Origin of the sequence: Jiella endophytica (genome assembly GCF_004519335.1) — a bacterium.
Taxonomy (GTDB): Bacteria; Pseudomonadota; Alphaproteobacteria; order Rhizobiales; family Rhizobiaceae; genus Jiella; species Jiella endophytica.
In genome coordinates, this window is sequence record NZ_SOZD01000025.1 from 1 (window position 1) to 1,151 (window position 1,151).

Consider the following 1,151-nt stretch of genomic DNA (forward strand, 5'->3'; position numbering starts at 1 on the left):
AAGAAGCTTTCGTCCCATCCGGCCTTGAGGAGTTTTCGTCGCATGGGGGTCTTGTCGGGATGCAGTCTGGCGACGTTGAGGGCGAGGCGCCGCAAGACGGCGAGGTTCTGCGGCGCGTTGTCCTTGCGGGATCGGGCATGATCTTCGGCAAAGGCGGTATCGAGGACCCAATGCAGGCTGTTTTCGATGGCCCAATGGCGACGCGTCACCTTTATGAGGCGTTCGGGCGTCAGCCTGCGGGAGAGGAGGTAGAAGCGCTGTTCTGTCTCGGCTCCGGGCTGCTCGACCGTCAGCCTTGCGACGGACTTGAGACCGGGGAAGCCTGTCCTGACCGCCAGCGCGGCGGCGGGCGCGACGTCGGCCGTGCGTCTGACGTCCTTGCCGTTTCGCCGGCCGACGTCGCTGGCGCTCTTCACGCCGGCGCCGGCAAGCGCAGCCTGTGCGCCGGCCAGCAAAGTGGGCTGATTGGCCTTCAGCCGCAGGGCATAGTCGCCCCTGCCGGCGACGATCCGCTCGGCCAGCTCTTCGTGACAGTGCAGCGCGTCGGCGGTGACGACGCAGCCCTTCAGACTGACGAGGTCGACGAGTTGCAGGACCGCGTCGCGCTCGTTGTTGCCGGCGGCCGGAAGGTTCGCCAGGGTCAGCCGGGTCTCGGCGGCAAAGGCCGAGACCATCATCTTCGGCATGTGGGCCCCGCCCTTGTCATAGGCCCGCTTCAACGCCTTGCCGTCGAATGCGACGACGCCGGCGAGGCCTTCGGCAAAGCGCGCCATGAAGGCGAGAAAGGCCTTTTCGAAGCCGGCGGGATCGAGAAGGCGGAACACCCGGCTGAACGTGTCGTGGCTCGGTGTTCCGTGGGGCAGGGTCAAGAAGCTGGCCAGCAGATCGCGCTTGGAAAAGCCGAACTCCTCGAAGTCCTCGCAGGTGCGGGCGCCGCAAAGACTGGCCAGAAGCGCGATGAACAAGAGTTCGACGAGATCGTGCCGCGCGTTGGAAGCCCGCGGGTCCTCCACCTCGCCGAAGCATTCGACAAATCGATCCATCTTCGCCTCCACGGGACATCTCCATGGATGCTTCCAGAATCAATCAGAGCCAAAACCGCAAGCCCGATCAGCTTCAAATCACCGCCGGCCATATGCGATTCGCCTGCC

At 65.0% G+C, this 1,151-nt stretch carries 1 protein-coding gene; it reads right to left on the reverse strand.

Going from position 1 to position 1,151, the window contains the following annotated elements:
• The coding region (locus tag E3C22_RS24335) for an ISAs1 family transposase (protein WP_134764480.1) at positions 1–1,043 on the reverse strand (1,043 nt) is incomplete at its 3' end.
• Positions 1,044–1,151 lie beyond the last annotated feature (108 nt).